Consider the following 6,731-nt stretch of genomic DNA (forward strand, 5'->3'; position numbering starts at 1 on the left):
AGTGTTCGCTTCTAATAAAGAAGGCCAAGATTCGGGACGCAGTTCAATTTAAGTCTGTCCCCAATCAACATATCGCTCAAAAGAAAAAGCCTCCACAGGTTTCCCCGCAGAGGCTTTCGCTACAAGAACTATTTGTCGGCGTCGGTGTTGCCGTCAGCGTTGGCGGCATTGCCATCTCCGGCATCATCGGATGCGGCTTCGGCATCCTCCTGCATGGCCGCCTGCGCAAAGGCCGCGGCATCAGCCGCCAACTCCTCCTCGCTCATGCGAGGCGAGCGCTTCTTGGTCGGCATGCCGGCCGCCTTGGCGTTGCGCTCCTCCTTGGCCGCCAGGATATCGCCCTCGCGCTCAAGGTAAGCATCCCACTCGTTGTCGAGCAGGGCGTTCACGGCGTCGCCTTCGACGGTCTCGCGCTCAAGCAGCACCTTCGCCATCAGATCGAGCTGATCGCGACGGGCATCCAAAATCTCGACCGCACGGCGATGGGCTTCGCGCATGATGCGCTGAACCTCGATATCGATGCGGCGCGCCGTCTCCTCGGAGTAATCCTGGTGATCGGCGTAGTCGCGACCCAGGAACACCTGATGTTGCGCCTCGCCAAAGACCTGCGTGCCCAGCTCCTCGCTCATGCCCAAGCGCGTGACCATCTCGCGCGCCATCTTAGTCGCGCGCTCCAGATCGTTGCTCGCGCCCGACGTGATGTCGTCGCACATGAGCTCCTCGGCAACGCGACCGCCCAAGAACACGGCGAGCTCGTCGAGCATCTCGTTCTTGGTCTTGAGGAAGTGGTCCTCCTGCGGAAGCTGCAGTGTGTAGCCCAGGGCCTGACCGCGGCTGACGATCGAGATCTTATGAACCGGATCGGAGTGCTCCAGGATGTGGCCCACCAAAGCGTGACCGCTCTCATGGTAGGCAATCGTGGTGCGCTCGGCTTCGGTCATCACGCGACCCTTGCGTTGCGGTCCGGCAATCACGCGCTCCATCGACTCCTCGACCTCGTCCATCGAGATCACAGAACGATGACGGCGAGCGGCCAGCAGCGCAGACTCGTTGAGCAGGTTCGCCAAATCGGCACCAGTAAAGCCAACGGTCATCTGGGCGAGCTTCTCAAACTTAACGTCCTCGTCCATCGGCTTGTTCTCAGCATGCACGCGCAAGATCTGCTCGCGGCCCTTCACGTCCGGACGGTCGACCGTAACCTGACGGTCAAAACGGCCGGGGCGCAGCAATGCCGGGTCCAGAATATCGGGGCGGTTGGTCGCGGCGATCAGGATGACCGACTCGCTTTCCTCAAAACCGTCCATCTCGACCAGCAGCTGGTTGAGCGTTTGCTCGCGCTCGTCGTGACCGCCGCCCAAGCCAGCTCCGCGCTGACGTCCCACGGCATCGATCTCGTCAATAAAGATGATTGACGGAGCCTGAGACTTGGCCTCCTTAAAAAGGTCGCGCACGCGACTGGCGCCGACACCCACGAACATCTCGACAAAGTCGGAACCCGAGATGCTAAAGAACGGCACGCCCGCCTCGCCGGCAACGGCCTTGGCCAGCAGGGTTTTACCGGTACCCGGAGGGCCAACCAGCAACACGCCGCGCGGAATCTTGGCGCCCAGCTTGCGATAGCGGTCCGGATCGCTCAAAAAGTCGCGAATCTCCTCGAGCTCCTCGACTGCCTCGTCCACACCGGCAACATCCTCAAACTTGACCTTGGGGCGCGTTGCCTCGTTGGTCTTGGCGTTGGTCTTGCCAAACTGCATGTTCCTGTTGTTGGCGCCCATCATCTGGCGCATAAAGTAGAACATGATGGCGATCAGGGCGATCGTCGGAAGTACGCTCATCGCCAAGTCGCCCCAAAAATCGGGGTCATTGGTGTTGACGATGTACTTGGTATCGGGGTGCTCCGCCATAAGCTCGGCAAGCGAATCGGAACCGACGTAGGTCGAGGAGAAGCTCTTGAGCTCGCTCGTGTCACCCTTGTCCTTTTTCGTCTTCCAGTAATGACCCGCCACGCTTCCGTCTTGAACCGTATAGGTCAAATCTTCGACGCGATCCTGCTTAATGGCGTTGACCATCTCGCTCGTCGCGAGCTTTACGGTATTGCTGGAATTGGCAAAGCCGGAGCCCATGTTAAAGAAGGCGTAGCCCAGAAGCGCGCAAGCCAAAATAAAATACAGCCAGCCCGTACGCGTGGGCTTCTTGCCTCCGGGCATCCCCGGGATCTTAGGCTCCCGGGGAGTCTGGGAATTGTTATCGTTACGGTCGTCGGGCATCTTACGAATAAACCTCCGGTTTCAAAATGCCCAGATACGGAAGGTTACGATAGCGCTCGGCATAGTCGAGGCCGTAGCCCACCACAAAGGCATCGGGGCAATGGGTTCCAACATACTTGGGCGTGACGGCCGAGGTACGGTCCTCAACGTCCTTCCACAGGAAGGCGGCAACCTCCAGCGAGGCGGGCTTGCGGCTCTCGAGGTTCTTCATCAGATACTTGAGCGTCAGGCCCGAGTCCAGAATGTCCTCGACGATCAGCACGTCGCGACCGCGGATGTCGATATCCAGGTCCTTAATGATACGCACGATGCCCGAGGACTTCACACCGTCGCCATAGCTCGAAACAGCCATGAAATCGATGTTGGTCGGCAGCTCGATCTTGCGCATCAGGTCGCCCATAAAGACCACGGCGCCGCGCAGGACCGCAATCAGCACCAGATCCTTACCCGCGTAGTCGCGAGTAATCTGCTCGCCTAGGCGAGAGACGATACCGTCGATATCCTCCTGCGTAAACAGAACCTTCTCGATATCCGGATGTTGAGAAGCCATGACAACCCTTTCTTGTGCTTATCGCCCACGCACCGCCGCATGGACGCGAACTACACATTCTAGCAGCGCACGGGGTATATTTACCAGCACGTGCGCCATCAGCGCGGGAATACCGTCAACGTCGCACAGAATAGCTGGCGCGAAGCGCTATTCCGCATCGACCACACGAAGCAGATATGCCACGCGCGTTGCGGCCGTGCATTTAAAACGCTCGTCCGCGCGAACGCCCGCGACCCATACTACGGCACCTCCCGGAGCCGTTCTTACCACGGGTACGCCAGAGCGGTCTGAAACAGGAATGCGCGCCTCGTTTAACAGGTCTGACACTTTCTTGCTTCGGCCGTTCATCCCCAACGGGCACATCACGTCTCCCGGCACAGGGCTATCCACCCACAGGCGCGCCGATCGTGCCTCGGTGGGAATCTCCCCGCGCGAGCCGGCTAACATCCGCTCGCTATCGCGGTCGGCAAACCCCAGGGCCGCCGCATCCACCAAGGCCGCAACCTTTCCGGCAGCAGCAAGCTCGCGGGCACGGTGCACGATATCGCACCCCGGCTCCACAGCCATCGGCTCCGCTGTCAGCATATGCCCCGCCCCCAGCGGCAGACGACCGGGAACGGAGATCCAATCGGCCACTAAACCCTCGCGCGCCGCCGGGGCCTTGAACGCCAGCGTGCCAAACTCCACACGGGCATCAATTCCCGCAGGAAGCGTAACCGAGCCCGAGCCCGCAGCGACGCAGGCGAGCACGCGCTCCACGTGCCGCATCTCCGGTCGCGCGTCGGGATCGATGCGCTTAATCGCCAATCGCACGATACGCCGTGCAATCACAACCTCAGCGGCGGCAAGACGGCGCGCATCGAGCACAAGTGCGCCCGCCGCTTCCTTGCGCAGGCAGCTTCGAAACGCCTGTGCCGAAAGCTGGGAAAGAAAGGCGTCTTCGTCGCCCAGAATTTCGCAAGCGGCGCCAATCGTCTTACAGACGCTCGCGTTGCGCTGTGCCACCACCGGCATCACCCGATGGCGTACATAGTTGCGCAGGTACGAAACGTCCTCGTTGCTTTCATCTTCCCGCCATGGCTGACCACGTACCTGTAGATAGCCCACGAGCTCGCCATGAGTTAGGTCAAGCAAGGGGCGCACCACGATATTCCTTCGACGGGGAATGCTCGAAAGCCCAGCCGGGCCCGACCCCTTAATGGCGTTCATCAAAAATGTTTCCGCGCGGTCCGACGAAGTATGCGCGGTACAGATACGAGCCGCCGTCCGCGGTGCGCCCGATTCGGCACAAAGTTCGCGAACATATCTCCGTGCCGCGGCATAGCGCACCTCGCGAGCCGCAGCCTCGATATTGCCCGATTCGTCATCAAAATAGGCATGCTCAACACACAGCGGCAAGCCGTATTGCGCGCACAGGTCACGTACAAAGGCCTCGTCGCCATCGGATGCCTCCCCGCGCAGATGATGGTTTACATGCAGCACGTGCAATCGCTCGCGCGCAATGGGAGCGACGCCGCGCCCGTCCTGGATATCCAGCTTTGATGTGCAAGCCATAAGGAGCAGCGCCGTCGAGTCCGCACCGCCTGATACCATGAGCACTACGGGGGCAGCGGCCTGCCGCGTTGCCAGGGCGCTCTTATCCGTCCTCGGCGCGGCATGATGTCCATAGTGCTGAGATACCGTTGGCATTCGCTTCCTCCTCTATTCGTCCGCACCCATTGTATCCTTTGGAATCTTATGTCTCGCCTGCACCTTCATATCCTCGGCAGCGGCTCAAAAGGCAACTGCGCACTCGTCGAGGGGCCTCAGGGGCTCATCATGATCGACAACGGCCTGTCCCGCCGCGAGACACTTAAACGCATGGCGGAGCTTGGCCTCTCGGCAGACGACGTCGCCACTCTAGTAATCACCCATGAGCATGGTGACCATATCAAGGGGCTCGATGTATGGTGCAAGCACTGGCATGGTCCCCTCTTTGCCAGCAGGGACACCCTTTCATGCAAAGAAAACCTCGCGCACCTGCCCGTAGAGGAATTTGACCCCGGCGACACGCTCCCCATTGCCGGCATCCACGTGCAAACCTACTCAACATCGCACGATGTCATCAATCCTGTCGGCTATCGATTTAATGCTCTCGATGATTCCATTGGGTTTGCCACCGACACCGGAGAGTTATCGAGCAAGGCCATAGGCATCCTCAAAGACTGTCGAGTTCTCGCGCTCGAAAGCAACCACGATGTAGCTATGCTGCGCGAAGGAGCGTACCCCCGCTTTCTTCAGGAGCGCATCCTGTCCACAAAGGGGCACCTCTCCAACAACCAGGCCGCCGAAGCCGCGCGCGAACTTGTTACCGATCGCACCGAACAGCTCATCGCCATGCATATCAGCCAGGACAATAATCGTCCAAGCCTTACCGTCAAAAGCTATGCCAACGCGCTTGATGCAAGTCTCGATGATGAACTCGGCAGTTCTGCCACCCGTCTTCAAGGGCCACGGAAGCTCTCGATACGCCCTGCAAGTCAGTATCAACCGACAACTATTCAATAGCCCCTCAAGACAACAAAAGGGGGCTGGGAATCACTTCCCAGCCCCCTTAACTCATACTCTCGATTGAAGCAGAGCCATCGTTAGTCGATGGAGATCTTCGTGACGTTCTTCTTCTCGACGATCTTAGGAACCGTAACGGTGAGGATGCCGTCAGCATACTTTGCAGAGAGGCCCTCGCTCGAAGCGTCCTTCAGATATACGCCACGCGTCGCGCTGTACGAGCTAAACTCCTTCTGGAGGAAGTTCTTACCCTCGTTTTCGGCGCTCTCCTCGACGTTCACGCTGATGGACAGGCGACCCTCATTGAGCTCAACGTCGATGTCATCCTTGGCGACACCGGTCAGATACGCCTTGACCTCGTAGCCATCGCCCTTGTCCTCAACGTCAACGGGGAACGCCTTGGAGGCAATCGAGTTGTTTGCAAGGTCGGTCATATCATCAAACAGATCGAACAGCGAGCTAGCAGAAGGACGAACGCCAAAAACCGAACGATAAGGAACCATGCTTGCCATGTTTACCACTCCTTTTAAGGACTGCCGAGTCATCTTCTAGGTGACTGGGACTTCTTTTGACGCTGTTATATATGCCCAGCCGCTTCTTATATATACATCGACTATAAAGTTTTTTGAGTCTATTGATATAAGCATATCTAAGTCTGGTTGACTAAGGTTTTGTCTAATAAACGGAATTTGAACGAAGGCTTAAATAATGTATGCAATCCCATCAAAACTAGACGGCTGGCTTACAATGGGCGCATACACGATATTGATGACGAGCTAAGGGCATCATGGACGATCAAAAACAGGACAACACGTTTATGCCGGAGCAGGACGAAGCATCCAGCCCGCAACCGATTCGATTCCATCGCCCCCACATCTCGCAAGAGCCCATCAATGGCCCAGAGCCCAAATATGTGACAAGAAACCGATATCAAACGCTCGAAGAAGCCCAAACGGGACGTAAACATATGGGCGTTGCCTCGGGAGACCCTGTATATCTGAAAGACGCACCATTATCTAAAAACAGCGCAGCTAGCGATGAGCCGATGAAAGCATCCGCCGCTCATCAACAAAGAGGGCCTCGACCCAAGCAAACCTTGACGCATTCGGCTCGCTATCTCGAGACTCCAAAACAGGGAAAATCAATCTTCGTTTCGTCAAGTAAACGACGCAAGCAGCATCAGCTGACAATCCTGCTTATGATCATTGCGGCCATAGCAGTTGCCCTTGTTATACGATTTATTTTCTTTAAATAAAGGCTCAATACCGAAAACAACAAGATCGTCTGGTGTAATTGAGTCATTCACGCCCCGTAAACGCAAAAAAAGGGGGAGGCCGCGAGGCCTCCCCCTTCTGCAGTTTCGATGA

6 protein-coding genes are annotated in these 6,731 nt (G+C 57.6%); 2 read left to right on the plus strand and 4 right to left on the minus strand.

Features of this window, described 5'->3' with window-relative positions:
* Nucleotides 1-128: 128 nt before the first annotated feature.
* The 3 genes from ftsH to tilS all read right to left on the minus strand — a co-directional run bounded on the left by ftsH (nt 129) and on the right by tilS (nt 4,506).
* Complete coding sequence (gene ftsH / locus DWZ15_RS10115) at nt 129-2,267, minus strand: ATP-dependent zinc metalloprotease FtsH (RefSeq protein ID WP_118450797.1); 2,139 nt, start codon at nt 2,265-2,267, stop codon at nt 129-131.
* Between the two features lies 1 nt (nt 2,268).
* Nucleotides 2,269-2,817: a hypoxanthine phosphoribosyltransferase gene (gene hpt, locus DWZ15_RS10120; protein WP_055251779.1), complete on the minus strand. Its 549-nt coding sequence runs from the start codon at nt 2,815-2,817 to the stop codon at nt 2,269-2,271.
* Between the two features lie 147 nt (nt 2,818-2,964).
* Nucleotides 2,965-4,506: a tRNA lysidine(34) synthetase TilS gene (gene tilS / locus DWZ15_RS10125; RefSeq protein WP_199580076.1), complete on the minus strand. Its 1,542-nt coding sequence runs from the start codon at nt 4,504-4,506 to the stop codon at nt 2,965-2,967.
* Nucleotides 4,507-4,554: 48 nt separating this feature from the next.
* Between tilS and DWZ15_RS10130 the strand changes: the two genes are divergently transcribed.
* A complete protein-coding gene (locus DWZ15_RS10130; protein ID WP_118450799.1) occupies nt 4,555-5,364 on the plus strand; it encodes an MBL fold metallo-hydrolase in 810 nt (269 codons plus the stop codon).
* Nucleotides 5,365-5,444: 80 nt separating this feature from the next.
* Here DWZ15_RS10130 and DWZ15_RS10135 read toward each other — a convergent pair whose 3' ends face one another.
* Entirely contained in the window at nt 5,445-5,876 is a 432-nt protein-coding gene (locus tag DWZ15_RS10135; RefSeq protein WP_117635977.1) for an Hsp20/alpha crystallin family protein, read from the minus strand.
* 275 nt (nt 5,877-6,151) lie between these two features.
* On the opposite strand from DWZ15_RS10135, the gene DWZ15_RS10140 reads away from it, so the two are divergent.
* Nucleotides 6,152-6,619 (plus strand): hypothetical protein, encoded by a 468-nt coding sequence (locus DWZ15_RS10140; RefSeq protein ID WP_118066647.1) that lies wholly within the window; start codon nt 6,152-6,154, stop codon nt 6,617-6,619.
* Nucleotides 6,620-6,731: the final 112 nt, after the last annotated feature.

The organism is Collinsella sp. AF29-7AC, assembly GCF_003475665.1.
In the GTDB taxonomy this organism is placed as follows: Bacteria; Actinomycetota; Coriobacteriia; order Coriobacteriales; family Coriobacteriaceae; genus Collinsella.

Coding starts and splice junctions, on each gene's coding strand:
- DWZ15_RS10130 (WP_118450799.1), top strand. CDS start 4,555: ATGTCTCGCCTGCACCTTCATATCCTCGGCAGCGGCTCAAAAGGCAAC.
- DWZ15_RS10140 (WP_118066647.1), top strand. CDS start 6,152: ATGGACGATCAAAAACAGGACAACACGTTTATGCCGGAGCAGGACGAA.
- hpt (WP_055251779.1), bottom strand. CDS start 2,817: ATGGCTTCTCAACATCCGGATATCGAGAAGGTTCTGTTTACGCAGGAG.
- tilS (WP_199580076.1), bottom strand. CDS start 4,506: ATGCCAACGGTATCTCAGCACTATGGACATCATGCCGCGCCGAGGACG.
- DWZ15_RS10135 (WP_117635977.1), bottom strand. CDS start 5,876: ATGGCAAGCATGGTTCCTTATCGTTCGGTTTTTGGCGTTCGTCCTTCT.
- ftsH (WP_118450797.1), bottom strand. CDS start 2,267: ATGCCCGACGACCGTAACGATAACAATTCCCAGACTCCCCGGGAGCCT.